Genomic DNA, 20,318 nt, shown 5'->3' on the forward strand with positions numbered 1-20,318 from the left:
CGCCATGTCGACCTTCAACACGCCGATCGATTGGGCAACGTGCAGCGCCGAACGCCAGGCCGAGCTGCTGATGCGCCCGGCAATCGCCGCTTCCGACAGCATCACCCGCACGGTGAGCGAGATCCTCGACAACGTGAAGGCCAACGGCGATCGGGCGCTGCGCGACTACAGCGCCCGTTTCGACAAGGCGGACGTCGCCGCGCTGCGCGTCAGCGCCGAGCAGATCGCCGCCGCCTGCGCGCGGTTGGGCGATGACATCAAACAGGCGATGGCGGTGGCCGTCGCCAACGTGGACACCTTCCACAACGCGCAGCGACTGCCGCCGGTGGACGTCGAAACGCAGCCGGGCGTGCGCTGCCAGCAGGTGACCCGCCCAATCGACTCGGTGGGCCTGTATATTCCCGGCGGGTCGGCGCCGCTGTTCTCCACCGTACTGATGCTGGCGACGCCGGCGCGCATCGCCGGTTGCCGCCGGGTGGTGCTGTGCTCGCCGCCGCCGATCGCCGATGAGATCCTGTATGCGGCACAGCTGTGCGGCGTGCAGGAAGTGTTTCAGGTCGGGGGCGCGCAGGCGATCGCCGCCCTGGCGTTCGGCACCGAAAGCGTGCCGCGCGTGGCGAAAATCTTCGGGCCGGGCAACGCCTTCGTGACCGAAGCCAAGCGGCAGGTCAGCCAGCGCCTCGACGGCGCGGCCATCGACATGCCGGCCGGCCCTTCGGAAGTGCTGGTGATCGCCGATGCCGGCGCTACCCCGGCATTCGTCGCTTCCGATCTGCTGTCGCAGGCCGAACACGGCCCGGATTCGCAGGTGATCCTGCTGACGCCGGACGCGGCAATGGCGCAGGCGGTGGCCGAAGCGGTGGAAAGCCAGCTGGCCGAGCTACCGCGCGCCGACACCGCCCGTCAGGCGCTGGCGAGCAGCCGCCTTATCGTGGCGCGCGATCTGCCTGAGTGCGTGGCCATCAGCAACCGCTACGGCCCGGAGCACCTGATCATTCAGACCCGCAATGCGCGTGAGCTGGTGGACGGCATCACCAGCGCCGGTTCGGTGTTCCTCGGCGACTGGTCGCCGGAGTCCGCCGGCGATTACGCCTCCGGCACCAACCACGTGCTGCCGACCTACGGCTACACCGCCACCTGCTCCAGCCTGGGGCTGGCCGATTTTCAAAAACGCATGACGGTGCAGGAGCTGACGCCGCAGGGCTTCAGCAACCTGGCCGCCACCATCGAGACGCTGGCTGCCGCCGAGCAGCTGATCGCCCACAAGAACGCCGTGACCCTGCGCGTCGCCGCCCTGAAGGAGCAAGCATGAGCATCGAAAAACTGGCGCGCGCCAACGTTCGCGAGCTGACCCCTTATCAATCGGCGCGCCGCCTCGGCGGTAAGGGCGATGTGTGGCTCAACGCCAACGAATACCCGATCGCGCCCGAGTTCCAGCTGACCGTGCAAACCTTCAACCGCTATCCGGAGTGCCAGCCGGCGTTGGTGATCGAACGCTACGCCGCCTACGCCGGGGTGAAGAAGGAGCAGGTGCTGGTCAGCCGCGGCGCCGATGAAGGCATCGAGCTGCTGATCCGCGCCTTCTGCGAGCCGGGTAAAGACGCCATTCTGTTCTGCCCGCCGACCTACGGCATGTACGCCGTCAGTGCCGAAACCTTCGGCGTGGAGCGCCGCACCGTAGCCGCCAAAGAGGACTGGCAGCTGGATCTGCCGGCCATCGCAGACAGCATGGACAGCGTGAAGCTGATCTACGTCTGCAGCCCGAACAACCCGACCGGCAATCTGATCGACCCTGACTCTCTGCGCAGCCTGCTGGAGCTGGCCAAAGGCAAGGCGATCGTCGCGGTGGACGAAGCCTACATCGAGTTTTGCCCGCAGGCCTCGGTGGCCGGCTGGCTGAGCGACTATCCGCACCTGGCTATCCTGCGCACGCTGTCGAAGGCCTTTGCGCTGGCCGGCCTGCGCTGCGGCTTTACGCTCGCCAACGAAGATCTGATCGCCCTGCTGCTGAAAGTGATCGCGCCTTACCCGCTTTCGACGCCGGTGGCGGATATCGCCGCGCAGGCGCTGAGCGAAGAAGGTATCCGCACCATGCGCCAGCGCGTCACCGACATTGCAGCCACCCGCAGCTGGCTGCAGCAACAGCTGGAGAAATGCGCCTGCGTCGAGCAGGTTTTCGCCAGCGACAGCAATTACCTGCTGGCTCGCTTCACCGCCTCAAGTAATGTGTTTAAAAGCTTGTGGGATCAGGGCATTATCTTACGAGACCAAAACAAACAGCCCGGATTGTCCGGCTGCCTGCGCATCACCATAGGCACCCGCGACGAATGTCAACGCGTGGTGGACGCTTTGTCCGCCCTGCCCGGCGCCAACCCGACTCGCCAGGAGCCAATGTGAGCCAAAAAATCCTCTTTATCGATCGTGACGGCACGCTGATCGCCGAGCCACCGGAAGATTTCCAGGTTGACCGCCTGGACAAGCTGGCGCTCGAGCCGGACGTGATCCCTTCCCTGCTGGCGCTGCAACAGGCGGGGTATCAGCTGGTGATGATCACCAATCAGGATGGGCTCGGCACCGCCAGTTTCCCGCAGGAAACCTTCGATCCGCCGCACAACCTGATGATGCAGATCCTCAGCTCGCAGGGCATTCAGTTCGCCGATGTGCTGATCTGCCCGCACCTGCCGGCGGACAACTGCGACTGCCGCAAGCCGAAAACCGCGCTGGTGAAAGGTTACCTCGAACCCGGCGTGCTGAATGCCGCCCACAGCTACGTGATCGGCGATCGGCCGACCGACGTGCAGCTGGCGGAAAACATGGGTATCCAGGGGCTGCGCTACCAGCGCGGCGTGCTGGGCTGGAAAGAGATCGTGCGCCAGCTGACCCTGCGCGATCGCCACGCGCGGGTTAACCGCGTGACCAAAGAGACGCAGATCGACGTCAACGTCTGGCTGGATCGCGAAGGCGGCAGCAAGATCAAAACCGGCGTCGGCTTCTTCGATCACATGCTGGATCAGATCGCCACCCACGGCGGCTTCCGCATGGAGATCGACGTCAAAGGCGATCTGTATATCGACGATCACCACACGGTGGAAGACACCGGTCTGGCGCTGGGTGAAGCGCTGAACAAGGCATTGGGCGACAAGCGCGGCATCGCTCGCTTCGGCTTCGTGTTGCCGATGGACGAATGCCTGGCGCGCTGCGCGCTGGATATCTCCGGCCGCCCGCACCTGGAATACAAGGCCGAGTTCAACTATCAGCGCGTCGGCGATCTCAGCACCGAAATGGTTGAGCACTTCTTCCGTTCGCTCTCTTACACCATGGGCTGCACGCTGCACCTGAAGACCAAGGGCAAAAACGACCACCACCGGGTCGAGAGCCTGTTCAAAGTGTTTGGCCGCACGCTGCGCCAGGCGATCCGCGTCGAGGGCAATACCCTGCCGAGCTCGAAAGGAGTGCTGTGATGAACGTGGTGATTTTGGATACCGGCTGCGCCAACCTGGCCTCCGTCACCTACGCGGTGCGGCGCCTGGGTTATCAGCCGGAGGTGAGCCGCGATCCGGAGATCGTGCTGCGCGCTGACAAGCTGTTCCTGCCGGGCGTCGGCACCGCACAGGCGGCGATGGATCAACTGCGCGAGCGCGATCTGATCGAACTGATCAAGGCCTGCACGCAGCCCGTGCTGGGCATCTGCCTCGGCATGCAGCTGCTGGCGGCCAGCAGCGAAGAGAACGGCGGCGTGACTACGCTCGGCCTCATCGATACGCCGGTCAAGCAGATGACCGACTTCGGCCTGCCGCTGCCGCACATGGGCTGGAACCAGGTGTCCGCGCAGGCGGGCCACCATCTGTTCCGCGGCATCGATGACGGCGCCTACTTCTATTTCGTTCACAGCTATGCGATGCCGATATGCCCCAGCACCATCGCCCAGGCGAACTACGGCGAGCCCTTCACCGCCGCCGTGCAAAAAGACAACTTCTTCGGCGTGCAGTTTCATCCAGAACGATCTGGAGCGGCCGGCGCGCAACTGTTGAAAAACTTTCTGGAGATGTAGGCAGCATGATTATTCCGGCTTTGGATTTGATCGACGGCAACGTGGTGCGTTTGCATCAGGGCGATTACGGCCAACAGCGCGACTACGGCAACGATCCGCTGCTGCGCCTGCAGGACTATCAACAACAGGGCGCCCAGGTGCTGCACCTGGTCGATTTGACCGGCGCCAAGGATCCGGCGGCGCGCCAGATCCCGCTGCTGCGCAAGCTGTTGGCGGGGGTTGACGTACCGGTGCAGGTCGGCGGCGGCATCCGCAATGAGCAGGACGTCAGCGCCCTGCTGGAGGCCGGCGCCACGCGCGTGGTGATCGGCTCCACCGCGGTGAAACAGCCGCAGTTGGTGCAGAGCTGGTTCGAGCGCTACGGCGCCGACGCGCTGGTGCTGGCGCTGGACGTGCGCATCGACGCGCAGGGCGTGAAACGCGTAGCCATTAGCGGCTGGCAGGAGGATTCCGACGCCACGCTGGAACAGGTGGTGGAGCAGTTCCTGCCCTACGGGCTCAAGCACGTGCTGTGCACCGACATTTCGCGCGACGGTACGCTGGCCGGGTCCAACGTGGCGCTGTATCAGGAGATCGGCCGCCGTTATCCGCAGGTGGCCTTCCAGGCCTCGGGCGGCATCGGCAATCTGGACGACATCGCCCAGCTGCGCGGCAGCGGCGTTGCCGGCGTGATCGTGGGGCGCGCCCTGCTGGAAGGTAAATTTAGCGTTGAGGAGGCGATCGCATGCTGGCAAAACGGATAATCCCGTGCCTGGATGTTAAAGACGGGCAAGTGGTGAAAGGCGTGCAGTTCCGCAACCACGAAATCATCGGCGACATCGTGCCACTGGCGCAGCGCTATGCGCAAGAAGGTGCGGACGAGCTGGTGTTTTACGATATCACCGCCTCGAGCGACGGCCGGGTGGTGGACAAAAGCTGGGTATCGCGCGTGGCGGAGGTGATTGATATCCCGTTCTGCGTCGCCGGCGGCATTAAAAGCGCCGAGGACGCCAGCCAGATCCTGTCTTTCGGCGCCGACAAGATTTCAATCAACTCGCCGGCGCTGGCCGATCCTGAGCTGATTAGTCGCCTGGCGGAACGCTTCGGCGTGCAGTGCATCGTGGTAGGCATCGACACCTGGTTCGACAGTGAAACCGGCAAGTATCACGTCAACCAATATACCGGCGATGAGAGCCGCACCCGCATCACCCAGTGGGAAACCCTCGACTGGATACAGGAAGTGCAGCGCCGCGGCGCCGGTGAGATCGTGCTGAACATGATGAACCAGGACGGCGTGCGCAACGGTTACGATCTGCAGCAGCTGCGCCTGGTGCGCGAGGCCTGCAAGGTGCCGCTCATCGCCTCCGGCGGCGCGGGCACCATGGAGCACTTCCTGGAAGCGTTCCGCGATGCGGACGTCGACGGCGCGCTGGCGGCGTCGGTGTTCCACAAACAAATCATCAATATCGGCGAACTGAAAAGGTTCCTGGTTGAACAAGGCGTGGAGATTCGCGTGTGCTGACAGAACAACAGAGAAACCAGCTGGACTGGGAAAAAACCGACGGTCTGATGCCGGCCATCGTGCAGCACGCCGTTTCCGGCGAAGTGCTGATGCTGGGTTACATGACGCAGGAAGCGCTGGCGACCACCGAGCAGAGCGGTAACGTCACCTTCTTCTCACGCACCAAGCAGCGTCTGTGGACCAAGGGTGAAAGCTCCGGCCATTTCCTCAAGGTGGTCAGCATTACGCCGGACTGCGATAACGACACGCTGCTGGTATTGGCCAACCCGATCGGCCCGACCTGCCACCTCGGCAACAGCAGCTGCTTCCACCCGGCCGCCAGCGACTGGACGTTCCTCTATCAGTTGGAGCAGCTGTTGGCGGAGCGCAAGCACGCCAGCCCGGACAGCTCGTACACCGCCAGCCTGTACGCCAGCGGTACCAAGCGCATCGCGCAGAAGGTCGGGGAGGAAGGCGTGGAAACCGCGCTGGCCGCCACGGTCAACGATCGCGAAGAGCTGACCAACGAAGCTTCGGACCTGATCTATCACCTGCTGGTGCTGCTGCAGGACCAGGATCTGGATCTGAGCGCGGTGATTGGCCGGCTGCGCGAGCGGCATCAGAAAAAAGCGTGACGTTAAATCACGCGCAATAAAAAAGCCGCCGGGCGTTAACCTCGGCGGCTTTTTTTATCGCTCAACGAGCAGGCTTATTCCATCCATTCGGTATGGAACACGCCTTCCTTGTCGATGCGTTTGTAGGTGTGTGCGCCGAAGTAGTCGCGCTGCGCCTGGATCAGGTTCGCCGGCAGCACCGCAGAGCGGTAGCTGTCGTAGTAGGCGATCGCAGCGGAGAAGGTTGGCGTAGGGATACCGTTCTGCACAGCATAAGCTACCACGTCACGCAGCGCCTGCTGGTACTCGTCAGCGATTTGCTTGAAGTATGGCGCCAGCAGCAGGTTGGCGATATCGGCATCCGCCGCGTAAGCGTCGGTGATCTTCTGCAGGAACTGGGCGCGGATGATGCAGCCGGCGCGGAAGATCTTGGCGATTTCGCCGTAGTGCAGATCCCAGTTATTTTCTTTAGACGCAGCTTTCAGCTGAGAGAAGCCCTGCGCGTAGGACACGATCTTGCCCAGATACAGCGCGCGACGCACTTTCTCGATGAACTCGGCTTTGTCGCCGGTGAACGGCGCCACTTTCGGGCCGGTCAGCACTTTAGACGCGGCAACGCGCTGATCTTTCAGCGAGGACAGGTAGCGTGCGAACACCGATTCGGTGATCAGCGACAGCGGTTCGCCCAGATCCAGCGAGCTCTGGCTGGTCCACTTGCCGGTGCCTTTGTTGGCGGCTTCGTCCAGGATCACATCGACCAGGTATTTACCCTCTTCGTCTTTCTTGGTGAAGATGTCTTTGGTGATGTCGATCAGGTAGCTGTTCAGTTCGCCCTTGTTCCACTCGGCGAAGGTGTCGGCCAGCTGCTCGTTGCTCAGGTTCAGTGCCTGCTTCAGCAGAGAATAAGCTTCGGCAATCAGCTGCATGTCGCCGTATTCGATGCCGTTGTGCACCATTTTCACATAATGGCCGGCACCGTCTGCGCCAATGTAGGTCACGCAAGGCTCGCCTTCCGCAACCGCAGCGATTTTCTCCAGGATTGGCGCCACCAGCTCGTAAGCTTCTTTCTGGCCGCCAGGCATGATGGAAGGCCCTTTCAGCGCGCCCTCTTCACCGCCGGAAACGCCGGTGCCGATGAAGTTGAAGCCCTGGTCGGACAGTTCACGGTTACGACGGATGGTGTCCTGATAGTAGGTGTTGCCGCCGTCGATCAGGATATCGCCCTTGTCCAGGTGCGGAGTCAGCGAGGCAATGGTTTTATCCGTCGCTTCGCCCGCTTTCACCATCAGCAGGATGCGGCGCGGTTTTTCCAGCGATTCAACAAACTCTTCAACGGTGTAATACGGCGCCAGGTTTTTGCCCGGGTTCTCAGCGATCACTTCGTCAGTTTTGTCGCCAGAACGGTTGAAAATGGAAACGGTGTAACCACGGCTCTCGATGTTCAGCGCGAGGTTGCGGCCCATTACCGCCATGCCGACAACGCCGATTTGTTGCTTGGACATTTAGGAACTCCTGTCTGAGGATGACCCTGCCGGCAACGTCGGCCAGCAGGTTTTGTGATGTGGCACACATGTTAACTCAGGATTGAGCCGCGTGGGTAGTGATTGGTGCGATAGGTCACATGATGTCGCAATATATTCATATCCTCCCCACAAAAAACCACGGCACCCTAAGGTGCCGTGGTCTGCGGTTCAGTCAATCAGTACGAAACGAGGGGCTTGAGTCACCGCACCTGGGCCGCCTTGAACGCGTCTACTTTTTCCTTCAATAAACGCTCACTTTCACTGATCATATCCAGATATTGAGTATTTACGAACCCCCACAACGTGGAGGTTTGATCCTCAGCATGCCCAACCTGGAAAGGTAGAGTGGTCACCACAACCAGATTTGGCACTGACTCCAAATAGCGATCTATGGTATTGGTTTGAGCATCAACGTTACGTTCATCCCAGTGGCTAACTGCCTCTATCCCACGACGTGAGTAAATATTCATCACCGTGCTTGTCATGCGATTGATATAAATATACTCAATGCCATCGACCTCCTCGACAGCCAGAATCTCCGTATCTTCATTCAAATGCGCAATAATGCCCGAGAAAATGTGCCAATCCCAATTGCTGCGTTCCAGATAAGCAACAATCTTCTCAAGTTTAATGTCAAAGTCGTCAGGGAATAACGCATCGTCCTCGCAGATCATAGCCATTTCGGTATTACGATCGGCAAGCACGGACAGCATGTATTTATAACTCATGCCACATCCGATCCAGCCAATACGGTGTCTAACCCCCTCAATGACCTTGAAACCATGGGTAGGCTTACTGAGGAAATCTTGCTTCCGTACTGGTGTTTCCGTCAGTGAGAGGCAGAGTTTTGGAATATCCGCCTCTATCGCAGGGATAAAATCAACGCCATTTTTATAAGTTTCGAAATCAATCAAATCATTCGCCAAAAGATAGCGTTTGAAATAGCCTTCAAAGTTGTTGTCGCTATGAGTAAACAACGCAATATTTTTCTTACGGCTAGCATGATAATCTTGATCGTTCAAGAGACGATCAATTTTTTTCGCCATTGTGTCAATATCGCCAATAGGAGCAAAATCAATAACATCAATGAGAGACGTATGCTCCGCGATATCCACACTTTCTTCACTAACAATTGGCGTTCCCAACGATAGCACTTCGTAAATACGTGTGGTCTCAAGCAACGCATTCTCATAGTAATGCAGGTTAATAACCAGTTTGGCATTTTTCACCAGCCGGGTCAGCTCATCGCCGAATACACCAGAGGCAATATGAATATTAAAACGTTGTCCCAATTGTTCAAGATAATGACGACGACGCTCACAATTCGTATCACCATAGAAGAGAACGTCAATTTGCTCCTCATTGCCGTTCAACTTATGACCTTTCTGGGTCAATTTTGAGCTGTAGTCTGCAAAAGAAGCAATTGGGAGGTAGAACAATTTCTGATAAGGGATACCATGTTCTAATAAGTAATTAATGTTAGTCAGGGAATAGTCAAATATAGCCATTGCACGTTCGAGAATCGCAAAATACTCTGGCGTAAACCAACGTGGGTTAATAGATTGTTCCATTTGGAACGCAACAAAGTTTTGCGGCAGCTCAGCAAAAATTTGAGGGCAAATAACAATATGCAGTTGCCCACTGTCCGCCGGCGCTGAGTATGCTTCAATTATGGTAACGCCGCGCCCCACCTCTACAAGCGTTTTCTCAAGCAAATGGGCCACAAACAGTGTATGCCTAGTAGTGAGAATAACAATATGGTCGGTATCTATATTAACTAGCGGCATCGGCGTATTAGCGGTATTTTTCGCCACACGTAGAAGACTGCTACGCAACTCACCGAAACGGCCGGTTAGCAATAGTTTGCCTGCCACTTTAGTTTTGCGCAGCAAAGCCTTATAAGGATGCGGACTTGCACGAAACGCTTGCCAACCTTTCCCAACCAAAGAGGTCGATTTTGTCCCTTTACGCTGTCGCATGTAGTGTCTGGATATATCCCTGATTACCCCAAACTCACCGCGAATGGCCCGACCAAGCATACGAACAGGTACCGTTAGTCGCCACGACAGACTTTTTCGCATATTGTTCATGTCGGACTGACTTTCATTAAGTTGTTGACTCAGTGTTTCAACCTTTAATTTAAGAGGTTCGTCTTCAACATAATTATTATTTAAAAGAAGAACTTCTTTTTGCGCATTCTCCAACAATTGCTGAGTAACCAGCTGTTGCTCTCGCTGTTGTATAAGCGTTTCCTGAAGCAACAGCAATTGCTCTTGCATAGAAGAAATCATTGCCTGCTTTTCTTCGTTATCGATCATCAGATGATGCTCAGCAACACGAATTTTTTGTTGCATATCATCCTGCTTTTCATTTTCTTGCTTAACCTGTTTTGATAGCAACTCACCCAGAGTCAACCCCTGCATTTTTAAAAATCCTTCCTTCTCAGTAGAATAATATTCAATATGGCGACTGACTATTGCCTGTTCACTTGGCCGAGATAAACGGAATCGCAGATAATCAATATCGAAAATCAATTCGAATGGAACTAAGTATGAAAATAGATAAAATGCCAAACGATTAGTTCTTTCTTGTTCATCGTCTGCCAAGGTTATATATTTATATGAACTGTCACCAACGACTGTCGTTGGTATACCAGCGAAAATTCCTTCTAATCCCACACTAGAATTAATCGTTAAAATCTCTCGACAACGCTGGACGAAAGACAAACTGGTCGGTGAACTGTCGATCTCATACTCACCCTCCTTGAGCTGGAACTGACTACCAGGATGAGTGCGAATTAATAATTTTTTCTCTGGAAAACGTGTACGCGCATAGGAAAGCAACGTCAGATTAGTGAATTCTTCACCATAAGCAACGAGATTTGAATCGTCTTCAACCTGTAATGCGATCCCCAGATCGGCATCACACTGCTGCTCATGAGTATTTGGCACACGCAGGAAGTAACGATGCAACTCCTCTATGGAAAGATCGACCTGGCACTGTTCCTGAACCGCCAAATAGCGCTTCTCTGCCTCTGTGTGACCGTTAACACCTGAGAAATCCAAATACCCTGTACTATAATAAGAGGGCATTCTCAACGGCCCTACTTCAAAGTGCATGACAGGAATAGATAAAGACTCGGCAACGGCCTCCAGAGAAGGGCAATTGCAAATTGACAATATCCCCTCTATTTTTCCAGACTCATAGCCTTGGAGATGGTTTAGCAGCTCAGCTTCCAGCTCGGGGATTCGCTGGGTCAGCATTTTCTTGAACGCCAACATCGGATTGTAGTTTGAAGAGTCTAATAAACTCTCAAATACACTCTCTCTCAAATGGTAATAATCATGACTGGCCAATAGCTCATCAGACGGAATGCTGTAACCCAAATTATTCATTGTAGGTACATCAAATTCCCAACGTTCTGACTTGCGCCACTCTTCCGGAGACAACAAGTAATCATTACCGGCGATAAAAAGTGAACGCTGCTGCAATGAGTTAAGCAGGCGATAAAATATCCATAAATAGGGAGCTTTCACTCCCCTAAACGGATATGGCGGTAAGAATACAGCAATCATTGCTCTAATTACTCCTCGCTTAAAACACTGATAGGGGCATAAACAACCCCCCCGAGTTCACGAGAGGACCAAAACTTCAATCTCATCATTGGTCTGCGTTGATCCAACTCTTCTCGCTCGCCGCCTTGCAGCGATGCCAAGCCGCAATGAACCAGGTAATCTCCTGAGTTAATTGGCAATTTAACCTTATAAATCACATGCTGCTCACCAGCCTTGAGGATTAAAGGTTTGCCGGCTCCAATGTTGCTGTCCCCCCAAATATCTCCCCCCTGCGCTTTAGAAATGGAGATTCCCAAGGCAACATCTCGAATCTCTTCTGAAGCAAGGATAGTAAAATCCAAGGTCAGTTCATCACCAGAACGTACCAAAGGCTTATCGGAGAGTGAAGTGCCATCCGATTTTATCACTTCGAGATTTTGAATAATCGCTCGAGCACTGCCAAAGCGCTTTTCTCCCACTTCGGTATTCAACTGCCCCTGTTGCAAACCCTGCAAGTCAGATTGATTCATCACAACAGACGAGGAGATCTTGCCCGTATTCTCTCGTTTCACTGCTTGCGACAACAGCATTCCTTTCTCATAAGCCAGAACAGCAGCCAGTACGTCATAGGTGTCGCCCACTAACTCCCCATTGTTCATAACCAAACAACGGTCAGCGTATTCCAGAATACTACCGGTAGAGTGGGTCACCATGATAATAGTGACCCCCTTAGCACGAAGAGCCTCCATGCGTTTATAGCATTTATATTGAAAACCGATATCGCCTACGGCTAACGCCTCGTCCACGATAAGGATTTCAGGTTCGACACAGGCTTGGACAGCAAAAGCCAGGCGAATATACATCCCGCTTGAGTATGTTTTAACGGGTTGATCGATAAACTCGCCAATATCTGCGAAGTCAGTAATCTCCTGGAAACGCTCATCGATCTGTTCACGGGAAAAACCTAGAACAGAACCATTAAGATAGACATTATCACGCCCCGTGAACTCAGGATTGAACCCTGCACCTAACTCAAGTAAGGCCGCAATACGGCCATTGACTTGTATTTCTCCCTGAGTTGGAGTCAGCGTACCGCATATCATCTGTAATAACGTTGACTTACCTGCACCATTTCGTCCGATAATACCTACGGTCTCACCTTTCTTAATAGAGAATGAGACATCGCGAAGTGCCCAAAACTCGCGGAAATAGCGGCGAGACTCACGTCGTACTACACGTTGTAACCTCGGAGCAAAAAACTGTTTTAAACGATCTCGTGGACGATCATAAATTTGATAACATTTGCTCAATGCAGTCACTTGGATCGCGATTTCATTAGAGGACATCAGCAAACCCCTTTCTGGTTTTCTGGAAGAATACAAAACCGAACCATGCAACTAATGATGCCGCCAGGGTGTAAACAGCTAAACCTTGCCATTCTGGCAGACGCCCCCAAATTAAGACATTCCGTGATTGCTCAATAATAAATGTTAAGGGATTAAGCATTATCCAAATGCGATATTTTTCCGGTAACGACGTGATAGGGAAAAATACTGGTGACAAAAACATCATAACCGTTGTGATAATTACAGTCGTCTGGCCAACATCGCGTATAAAGACACCCAAGGATGCCAATATCCATGCCAATCCTAGGCAAAAAACGACCAGCGGCAAGAAAACTAACGGTATAAAAACGACGGTCCAGTGCAGAAAACCGTTGAATAAAAAGAATGCACATAGCAGTACGACCAAGCTGATCAGGGTATGGAACAACGCAGCGCATAACCCAATCACAGGCAACGTTTCCAAAGGGAAAACCACTTTCTTCACATAGTTGGTATTCCCAAGGATAATTTGCGGTGCCCGATTAACCACCTCGGCAAAAAAACCATGCACAATCATACCAACAAAGAGGATTACAGCAAACTGCGTACGGCTTTCATCGCCACCGACGGACCAACGTGCTTTAAAAACAACCGAAAAAACAAATGTATAGACCGTCAACATAAACAAAGGATTGAGGAACGACCAGGCCAGTCCCATAGTGGAACCCTTGTATCGCCCAACAACCTCACGTTTTGTCATTTGCAAGATCAGCGATTTGAACCCCCAAATGTTACGGATCAGAGCTAGGGGTGACAGAGGTTGTGATTTATGAGGGTTACTCATTACCCCACCCCGCTGCCATACCAACATTTTGCGCTTCGAAATTGCATCCAGTCATAACAAACATAATCAATACCTTAGATGTAATTGAACTCATAAAACATAGACATCATCTTCAACCATGTTACCGCTTGATTTCAGGAGAAGTCATGGGAATAGTCTTCAAACAGGCAGCATTCACCTTGGATCTCTGTGGATCGTGCCACCATCCCCATTTATTGAAATATAAGACAACTGATTTCATGTGATAAATGAATAAATTAAGGTTTTTATAAGAACCTTTACCAAAAACATGGATGATAGTAGCGCCAGGGAAGTAGACAATATCGCTCATTGACAAAGCCCGGCGACACAAATCCACATCTTCTAAATACATAAAATACCGTTCATCAAATCCCCCCAAGTTCGCTAACAACGTGGATTCAACCAGCATAAAACAACCAGAAACGGAAGGAACTGCGAAGGATTTAGTGTAATCAGCACGCTGGATTTCATAAGTGGCATCCAGCTTAGCTCCCCATTTAGGGAAAAAGCGCCGAAGAAACAAATTTGCAGGTGTAGGCAGTAAGCGGCAACTGTATTGGAATCGCCCATCGCTATATTGAATGCGAGGAGAAACAAAACGGTGTTTTTGGTTCCGCGCAAAATTGTAGAGACTCTCGAGCGCCCCCGAGGTAAAACTGATATCTGGGTTACAAATCAAAAAATATTCACATTCATTCAGGTAACGCTTCATTGCCAGATTATGGCCGTAGCCAAAACCGTTATTGGCTTCCGCACACATATAACTAATACGATGATTATCTAGTTTTGCAGCCCATTCAGAACCACCGTTATCAACCAAAACTATTTTTTGAACACATTTTTCGCTAAGCAAAGAAAGTAACGTGTCTTCTAGTTGGGCATAGCTATGGTTATACAATACGATTGAAGCAACAATTTGGTATTGTTTTTGTGTTGAAAACATGCAGTATGAAGTTCCTAACCAATAATCATTTAAAAACAATCAGTTACAAGGGTCTGATGGCTGATGTATTATCACTCGTCTATTGGAATGCAAACCGTCACCAATAAACAAAAACATCAAAGGGGATAAAATTATCCCCTTTTATTCCATGCAAACCAAGATCCACCTACTGCAACAGTTTGCGAATCACAGCATGTAACTGCTGGCGCCAAGCGCTAGGTTTAAGATTCAACGCGCAGATCTTATCGGTGTTAAGAACAGAGTATACAGGCCGGGGCGCAGGTGTAGGATACTCTTGCGTAGTAATCGGATTCACGATGACCTGATGTGGGTATAGCCCACTTTCAGTAGCCTGTTGGAAAATTATCTGCGCAAACTCATACCAGGAAACCATTGAATCACCACAAAAGTGATAGACACCGTATTCACCTGGTTCTTGCAGCATGGAGATTATGGCATCAGCGATATCACCGGCATAAGTCGGGCAGCCTTGCTGATCGCTTACCACGCCAAGCTCACCCCTTTGTGACCCGACGCGCAACATCGTTTTAACAAAATTATTGCCGTACTCGCTAAACACCCAAGCCGTTCTTATTACAATAGTTTTTGGGTTAGCCTTCAGCGCAGCAATCTCACCTTCAAGCTTGGTTTTACCATAAATGTTTTGTGGCGAGCAGGGAGCATCTTCGCAGTAGGGTTCTTCCGAACGGCCATCAAAAACATAGTCGGTTGATACGTGTACAAAAGGAATATTTCGTGCAGCAGCAGCAGATGCCAGGTAGCCAGGCCCGTAGGTATTGATTGCTTTAGCTACATCTGGTTCAGATTCAGCCTTATCAACAGCAGTATAGGCGGCGGCGTTTACGATAACATCGGGCTCAAATTCCGTCACCGCTTGCTCAATCGCATCAGAATCACAGATGTCAAGTTGCTTGCTGTCCAGTGCTAGCAGGCTCCAATCGGTAGGAAACCTATCGCTGAAACAGCGTCCCAGTTGCCCCATAGAACCTGTCAAAAGTACACGCATTAAAAAAGCTCTCTAAGTAATTTACCTTGTAGATCCTTTGGCGATAGCAATGGCTCATCGACTGGCCAATCAATGCCAATTTCAGGATCATTCCAAAGCAAGCATGCTTCGCTAGCAGGATCATAGTACTCTGTGCACTTGTATTCGAAATCAGCAATATCTGAAATCACTAAGAAACCATGTGCGAGACCTGGCGGAACCCAAAGTTGGTGGTGGTTATCTTCCGACAAGTGAACACCAACCCATTTTTTGTACGTCGGCGAATCGACCCTGATATCCACTACAACATCATAGACCTCTCCACGTACAACTCGGACTAACTTGCCTTGGGGTTTGATTCGCTGGAAATGCAAACCACGCAATACTCCTTTAGAAGAACGCGAATGGTTGTCCTGAACAAAATCCACATCAATATCTAACATTTCTTGATAGCGGTTTTTTTGAAACGTTTCGACGAAAAAACCACGATGATCACCGAACACTTTCGGCTCAATCAACTTCACACCTGCGACTGGTGTCTCAATCACTTTCATTAGGTAACCTGCTAACTAATACGCTCACCTCAGAGGCCCAAAGGATGGCCGCCTGAACATGCATCCCCAGCAGTCTATCACTACCCACTCGCCCAGTTTTCGAACAGAAACTAAACGAGAATAAATTTTGGATAGCTCAATGAACGCACCGTAGATGAAGGTATCGGAGATTAGCACAATTAATCAAAATATCCGACACTCATCCACAAAAAATAGTCAAAATTTATGTGGCTCATTGAAGGGTGAATCATCACACATCATTGTTATTAAACATATTTTAATTGCAACCAACATACAAATGGTCAATCGAGCCCTCGTTGGTTACAATTAATTTACATTATGTCATGTTTTGTCATTAACGAACTTCGCTATCAACCGTGACGATAGCCCCGAGGGTTGTTCTTTTGCCAATTCCACGCATCACGCATCATGGCATCCAAATCACGAGTAGCCCTCCATCCCAATTCTTTGAACGCCAATTCTGGAGCGGACCAGCATTCTGCAATGTCGCCCTCTCGACGTGGTACAATTTGGTAAGCTACATTGCGACCTGAAGCCTTTTCAAAAGCATGGAGCATCTCCAACACCGAATACCCTACCCCAGTCCCCAGATTATAGACCGTAAAGCCTTGGTGTTCATCGATGTGTTCAATCGCCTTGAGATGACCTTCAGCCAAATCCATGACATGAATGTAATCTCTGACACCCGTGCCATCCTGTGTCGGATAGTCATCACCAAAAATTGACAGTTTCTCAAGTTTTCCGATTGCCACCTGAGCAATATAAGGCATCAGATTGTTAGGAATACCATTTGGATCTTCACCGATCATGCCAGATTCGTGCGCCCCGACCGGGTTGAAGTAACGTAAGGCGGTAATGGAGAATTGCGGTTCTGCTTTAGCGAAATCTTGCAGAATTTGTTCTACCATCAACTTCGAGGTGCCGTAAGGATTCGTCGTACCGCCAACGCGTGACGTCTCAGTCAAAGGAACTTGTTCTGGAGTACCGTACACCGTGGCAGAAGAACTGAAGATAAACTTATGCACACCCGCACGACGCATTTCCTCCAACAATACCAACGTGCCAGTGACATTGTTCTGATAATACTCTAGCGGCTTGCGCGTCGACTCTCCGACAGCCTTTAGCCCAGCAAAATGGATCACGGCCGAAATGGCGTGAGCCTCGAAGATACGATGCAGACACTCAGCATCCAAGATATCGCCTTGGTAGAATTGAGCACTTCTGCCCGCGAGTTTCTCAACGCGACGCAGAGACTCATCGGAAGAGTTCGATAAATTATCTAACACTACGACATCTTCGCCATGTTCCAACAAAGCCAGAACAGTGTGAGAACCGATGTAACCGGCCCCACCGGTGACTAAAACCGCCATAAAAACTCCTTACTCGCGCCCCTGGCGCTCAAGATGAACTGTCTTATTTAATCAATCAATTGATTTTAAACGAAACTTGGACTCACGCACGCCTTTTCGATCATAATTGACCATCCATATGCCCCCAGAGTTCCCTTGGTACGATTGGCTTTGAAAACTTACAAACGAAAAGAGCTGTCTTAGACAGCCCCAGAGTATTTCCTTTTGCGCACAACATGCTGATGTAGCCTGAATAACTGGGTTCATCAACCTAAGTCAATTTCAGCCAATTGTTACGTTTTCGCTAACAATATCTGCTATCCCTCGCCACGCGCCTCTTAACAAGATTAGGTATGAAAATAGAACAGACCGGCGAAAGAATGAAAAGAACCACCAGCCGATAACATAACGTATTAACGCCAAAAAAAGCAGCATAGTACTGCTCTTTCAGACTAATGCTTATGACCCGTCCTGAATAGCGTTGACACATTTTACTCACGCACAGAGGAAAATGTGATGAACCAGTATATTAAACGCACACAACGCGATTACTCTCTATCCTTTAAACTGGCTGTCGTCGAACAGGTCGAAAAAGGTGAAATGACTTGTCGTCAGACCACAGACCGTTATGGTATTCAAGGCAACGCAACCGTCATGAACTGGCTGCGCAAATACGGTCAGCTTGACTGGCGAACTTCTCCTTCAACCAGCACGAGCGGAGACAGCATGCCCAAACTCCCCCTGACGCCCGAACAGCGTATTAAAGAACTTAAGCAGCAACTGGCTGAATCTGAAGTCAAAGCCCAGTTCTTCGAAGCTGTCGTCAAAGTGATGAACACCGACTTTGGCGCAACGCTGACAAAAAAGCAGCTAACCGCCTTATCGCGCAAACACAAGTACCGGGACTCACAGTAACGCGGGCCTGCCGATGGATGGGCATCAGCCGACAAGCGTGGTATCAGTCCCTGCAGCGTGAAGCAGGCAAAGAGGAGCAGGCCCGGCATCTCGTCGAACAGGTGACGGCCATCCGCTTGCACCAACCCCGACTGGGGACACGTAAGCTGCATCACCTGTTGCGGCAACGCCCCGAACCGGCGTTGCATGTGGGCCGTGACCGGCTGTTCAGTATCCTGCGCTGCGCGCGGTTACTGGTGATGCCTAAACGGGCATATCACAAGACGACGCAGAGCCATCATCGTTTTTATCGCCATCCCAACCTGCTGAAAGCGGGAGACAATCAAGTAATAGTCAGCCGTCCGGAACAGGTATGGGTGGCGGATATCACCTACCTGCCGCTGAGAACAGGGACGGCGTATGTCAGCCTGGTAACGGACGCCTGGTCGAGAAAAATCGTGGGATATCACGTGCATGACAGTCTGCATACCCGGCATGTCGCCTGCGCGTTCAAAATGGCACTGGCCGGCAGACGCACGGCGTTGCCGTTAGTGCATCACTCGGACAGGGAATACCTGCTCGGCAAGCCATAAGATATCGCGCAGGCAAGAAAGAGGGTCAGGGAGTCGGTGAAACTCTACAACACACGGCGGCCGCACCTGTCGCTAAAATACAAAACGCCCGATGAGGTTCATCGGGCGTTATCTGGCTTGAAAAGTGTCAACCTATATCAGGACTAGTCATCATAGTGAATATATTGCTAACGACTGCGGGCGAAATACTGCGCTACACGCAGCACATCCTTCTCGTCCAACGTGCCGGAGTCGCTCAGCAGGGTAATCCAGGACTTGATGTAGGTGTACTTGGCAGAAGCCAGATCCCGCTGGGCGCTATAGAGCTGCTGTTCGGCGTTGAGCACATCGACGTTGACGCGCTGCCCCGCCAAGACGCTCTGCCGGGTCGCCGTCACCTGCGTGGTCGCCGACTTCACCGCCAGCTCGTAGGCCGCCAGCTTGGCGCGGCTGCTGATGCACAGATTGAACTGTTTGCGCAAATCGTTCAGCGTCGAGCCAACCTGCGTGTCCATCTCGGCCATCGCCTGGCCGTAGCGTGCCGCCGCCTGCCGCGTTGAGGCCGCCACGCCGCCGCCGGAGTATATCGGCAAACTCACCTGCACCCCGATACTGTCGGTGCGGTATTTCTGGTTAACCGTGTTGTCGCTGCTGGAATCGTTCTCCGAATGCGAAGCATAGAGCTGCACGTTCGGCATAAAGCCGGCGCGGTTTCTCTCTACCTCGTATTTTGCCGCATCGACGCCATGGCGCGAGGCGGCCAGCACCGGGTTATTCTCCAGGGCGATCTTTTGCCACTCTTCGAACTTCGACGGGATCAGCGGTGCCACCTGGAACTTGCCCGGCCGTAAGACCTGCAGTTCATCCAGTTGATTCAACGGCACGCCGATGATCACCTCCAGCTCGCGCTGTGCGGCATCCAGCGCGTCGCGCGCCTCGATCACCTGCGCCTCGGCCAGGCTGTAGCGCGCCTGCGTTTCGGAAACGTCGGTCAACGTTCCCTCACCCGCGCTCATCAACCGATCGTTCAACGCCAGCTGCTCTTTATAGGCTGTTTTTTGCGCCTCGGCCAGGGCGATTTGATCTTTGGAATAGGCCACTTCGACATAGGCGCTGATCACCCTCACCGCCAGGTCGAGCAGTTTGCCGCGATAGCGTTCATCCGACATCATCGTTTGCGCCACGCCGCCTTTGTAGCGCGCATAGGCTTCATAATCGAACAGCGGCTGCGTCAACGTCACCGAGCTGGAGTAGCTGCGGTACTGCTGACGCCGCGTCGCTTCCGTAATGTTGCCAAAGAAATCGCTTTGCGGGTATTTCTGCGTTTGCCAGTTGCGCGGCGAATTCTGGTAGTTCAGCGATACCTTCGGCAGCAGCCCCGCCCTGCCGATATTTTCGTTCTCATCTCCCGCTTCTTTTTCTTTTATAGCCGCCCGGAAGGTCGGGTCCTTTTCTAATGCCAGCGAATATGCGTCTAAAATCCCTATCGAATAAACCGGCGCAGACATCGCAAACAAAAGGGTGCCGATAACCAGACCGGCAGCCTGTCGTTTTGAATGAATCAAAA

The 20,318-nt window shown here is 52.8% G+C and carries 16 protein-coding genes and 1 pseudogene; 8 read left to right on the top strand and 9 right to left on the bottom strand.

Annotated features, from left to right (window positions below; all coding sequences use genetic code 11):
- Positions 1-4 precede the first annotated feature (4 nt).
- From hisD to hisIE, 7 genes are read left to right on the top strand one after another with little or no spacing between them, the layout of a single operon-like run.
- On the top strand, positions 5-1,312 hold the full coding sequence (gene hisD, locus FHU12_RS13440) for a histidinol dehydrogenase (protein WP_141969893.1): 1,308 nt from the start codon (positions 5-7) through the stop codon (positions 1,310-1,312).
- Positions 1,309-2,397 carry a histidinol-phosphate transaminase gene (gene hisC / locus FHU12_RS13445; protein WP_141969895.1) on the top strand — a complete coding sequence of 363 codons (1,089 nt, stop codon included), beginning with the start codon at positions 1,309-1,311 and terminating at the stop codon, positions 2,395-2,397. Before hisD ends, hisC begins: the two co-directional genes overlap by 4 nt.
- Positions 2,394-3,461 carry a bifunctional histidinol-phosphatase/imidazoleglycerol-phosphate dehydratase HisB gene (gene hisB, locus FHU12_RS13450; RefSeq protein WP_033637767.1) on the top strand — a complete coding sequence of 356 codons (1,068 nt, stop codon included), beginning with the start codon at positions 2,394-2,396 and terminating at the stop codon, positions 3,459-3,461. The genes hisC and hisB overlap by 4 nt, the downstream gene beginning before the upstream one ends.
- Positions 3,461-4,051, top strand: a complete 591-nt coding sequence (hisH, locus tag FHU12_RS13455) for an imidazole glycerol phosphate synthase subunit HisH (RefSeq protein ID WP_033637766.1) — start codon at positions 3,461-3,463, stop codon at positions 4,049-4,051. The genes hisB and hisH overlap by 1 nt, the downstream gene beginning before the upstream one ends.
- Before the next feature lie 5 nt (positions 4,052-4,056).
- The gene (gene hisA, locus FHU12_RS13460) at positions 4,057-4,794 is read left to right on the top strand and encodes a 1-(5-phosphoribosyl)-5-[(5-phosphoribosylamino)methylideneamino]imidazole-4-carboxamide isomerase (RefSeq protein WP_060421534.1); all 738 of its coding nucleotides are present in this window, start codon (positions 4,057-4,059) and stop codon (positions 4,792-4,794) included.
- Positions 4,776-5,552, top strand: coding sequence for an imidazole glycerol phosphate synthase subunit HisF (hisF, locus tag FHU12_RS13465; protein ID WP_060440332.1), 777 nt, complete (start codon positions 4,776-4,778; stop codon positions 5,550-5,552). The genes hisA and hisF overlap by 19 nt, the downstream gene beginning before the upstream one ends.
- Positions 5,546-6,166 (top strand): bifunctional phosphoribosyl-AMP cyclohydrolase/phosphoribosyl-ATP diphosphatase HisIE, encoded by a 621-nt coding sequence (gene hisIE / locus FHU12_RS13470; RefSeq protein WP_060440333.1) that lies wholly within the window; start codon positions 5,546-5,548, stop codon positions 6,164-6,166. Before hisF ends, hisIE begins: the two co-directional genes overlap by 7 nt.
- Positions 6,167-6,240: 74 nt before the next feature.
- On the opposite strand, the gene gnd is transcribed toward hisIE, so the two are convergent.
- The 8 genes from gnd to galE all read right to left on the bottom strand — a co-directional run bounded on the left by gnd (position 6,241) and on the right by galE (position 17,306).
- On the bottom strand, positions 6,241-7,647 hold the full coding sequence (gnd, locus tag FHU12_RS13475; protein ID WP_141969897.1) for an NADP-dependent phosphogluconate dehydrogenase: 1,407 nt from the start codon (positions 7,645-7,647) through the stop codon (positions 6,241-6,243).
- Between the two features lie 221 nt (positions 7,648-7,868).
- A complete protein-coding gene (locus tag FHU12_RS13480; RefSeq protein WP_141969899.1) occupies positions 7,869-11,243 on the bottom strand; it encodes a GT99 family glycosyltransferase N-terminal domain-containing protein in 3,375 nt (1,124 codons plus the stop codon).
- Positions 11,244-11,251: 8 nt separating this feature from the next.
- Positions 11,252-12,568 (bottom strand): ABC transporter ATP-binding protein, encoded by a 1,317-nt coding sequence (locus tag FHU12_RS13485; protein ID WP_049205871.1) that lies wholly within the window; start codon positions 12,566-12,568, stop codon positions 11,252-11,254.
- Positions 12,558-13,391, bottom strand: coding sequence for an ABC transporter permease (locus tag FHU12_RS13490; protein ID WP_049205867.1), 834 nt, complete (start codon positions 13,389-13,391; stop codon positions 12,558-12,560). Before FHU12_RS13490 ends, FHU12_RS13485 begins: the two co-directional genes overlap by 11 nt.
- A gap of 121 nt (positions 13,392-13,512) precedes the next feature.
- Complete coding sequence (locus FHU12_RS13495) at positions 13,513-14,355, bottom strand: glycosyltransferase (protein WP_141969901.1); 843 nt, start codon at positions 14,353-14,355, stop codon at positions 13,513-13,515.
- Positions 14,356-14,521: 166 nt separating this feature from the next.
- Positions 14,522-15,382 carry a dTDP-4-dehydrorhamnose reductase gene (gene rfbD / locus FHU12_RS13500; RefSeq protein WP_141969903.1) on the bottom strand — a complete coding sequence of 287 codons (861 nt, stop codon included), beginning with the start codon at positions 15,380-15,382 and terminating at the stop codon, positions 14,522-14,524.
- The gene (gene rfbC, locus FHU12_RS13505; RefSeq protein ID WP_141969905.1) at positions 15,382-15,915 is read right to left on the bottom strand and encodes a dTDP-4-dehydrorhamnose 3,5-epimerase; all 534 of its coding nucleotides are present in this window, start codon (positions 15,913-15,915) and stop codon (positions 15,382-15,384) included. The genes rfbD and rfbC overlap by 1 nt, the downstream gene beginning before the upstream one ends.
- A 371-nt stretch (positions 15,916-16,286) precedes the next feature.
- Complete coding sequence (galE, locus tag FHU12_RS13510) at positions 16,287-17,306, bottom strand: UDP-glucose 4-epimerase GalE (RefSeq protein ID WP_141969907.1); 1,020 nt, start codon at positions 17,304-17,306, stop codon at positions 16,287-16,289.
- 495 nt (positions 17,307-17,801) lie between these two features.
- Here galE and FHU12_RS13515 point away from each other — a divergent pair.
- Positions 17,802-18,919 (top strand): annotated as a pseudogene (locus FHU12_RS13515) (IS3 family transposase).
- Positions 18,920-18,939: 20 nt separating this feature from the next.
- On the opposite strand, the gene FHU12_RS13520 reads toward FHU12_RS13515, so the two are convergent.
- Positions 18,940-20,316, bottom strand: a complete 1,377-nt coding sequence (locus tag FHU12_RS13520; protein ID WP_141969909.1) for a TolC family outer membrane protein — start codon at positions 20,314-20,316, stop codon at positions 18,940-18,942.
- Positions 20,317-20,318: the final 2 nt, after the last annotated feature.

The sequence above is a fragment of the Serratia marcescens genome (assembly GCF_006715005.1).
Lineage (GTDB): Bacteria > Pseudomonadota > Gammaproteobacteria > Enterobacterales > Enterobacteriaceae > Serratia > Serratia montpellierensis.

Bases quoted from the DNA above. Each gene is read 5' to 3' on its own strand.
- hisD (WP_141969893.1), top strand. From the start codon at position 5: ATGTCGACCTTCAACACGCCGATCGATTGGGCAACGTGCAGCGCCGAA.
- hisC (WP_141969895.1), top strand. From the start codon at position 1,309: ATGAGCATCGAAAAACTGGCGCGCGCCAACGTTCGCGAGCTGACCCCT.
- hisH (WP_033637766.1), top strand. From the start codon at position 3,461: ATGAACGTGGTGATTTTGGATACCGGCTGCGCCAACCTGGCCTCCGTC.
- hisA (WP_060421534.1), top strand. From the start codon at position 4,057: ATGATTATTCCGGCTTTGGATTTGATCGACGGCAACGTGGTGCGTTTG.
- hisF (WP_060440332.1), top strand. From the start codon at position 4,776: ATGCTGGCAAAACGGATAATCCCGTGCCTGGATGTTAAAGACGGGCAA.
- gnd (WP_141969897.1), bottom strand. From the start codon at position 7,647: ATGTCCAAGCAACAAATCGGCGTTGTCGGCATGGCGGTAATGGGCCGC.
- FHU12_RS13480 (WP_141969899.1), bottom strand. From the start codon at position 11,243: ATGATTGCTGTATTCTTACCGCCATATCCGTTTAGGGGAGTGAAAGCT.
- FHU12_RS13485 (WP_049205871.1), bottom strand. From the start codon at position 12,568: ATGTCCTCTAATGAAATCGCGATCCAAGTGACTGCATTGAGCAAATGT.
- FHU12_RS13490 (WP_049205867.1), bottom strand. From the start codon at position 13,391: ATGAGTAACCCTCATAAATCACAACCTCTGTCACCCCTAGCTCTGATC.
- FHU12_RS13495 (WP_141969901.1), bottom strand. From the start codon at position 14,355: ATGTTTTCAACACAAAAACAATACCAAATTGTTGCTTCAATCGTATTG.
- rfbD (WP_141969903.1), bottom strand. From the start codon at position 15,382: ATGCGTGTACTTTTGACAGGTTCTATGGGGCAACTGGGACGCTGTTTC.
- rfbC (WP_141969905.1), bottom strand. From the start codon at position 15,915: ATGAAAGTGATTGAGACACCAGTCGCAGGTGTGAAGTTGATTGAGCCG.
- galE (WP_141969907.1), bottom strand. From the start codon at position 17,306: ATGGCGGTTTTAGTCACCGGTGGGGCCGGTTACATCGGTTCTCACACT.